Raw genomic sequence first — 238 nt, forward strand, 5'->3', positions numbered from 1 at the left:
GAACTGGATCGAATCGGGATCAGTGCTCTCCGAGCGCCCGAGGAACAGATACCGCTTCGGGTTCAGCGAGAAATGAAACAGCTCGAATACGCGCTGCTGCGCCTCCGGTTCGAGGTAGATCAGCAGATTGCGGCAACTGATCAGATCGACCCGCGAAAATGGCGGGTCGGCGATCAGGTTCTGCGGCGTGAAAAGAATCGCCTCGCGCAGTTCCTGCCGGACCTGATACCCATCGCCG

At 59.2% G+C, this 238-nt stretch carries 1 protein-coding gene; it reads right to left on the bottom strand.

The genetic code is table 11. The annotated features are described in order from the left end of the window. The coding region (locus tag SB660_RS23605; RefSeq protein ID WP_410585021.1) for a CheR family methyltransferase at positions 1-238 on the bottom strand (238 nt) is incomplete at both ends.

It is taken from the genome of Bacillus sp. SIMBA_005, assembly GCF_046535585.1.
In the GTDB taxonomy this organism is placed as follows: domain Bacteria; phylum Bacillota; class Bacilli; order Bacillales; family Bacillaceae; genus Bacillus; species Bacillus pumilus.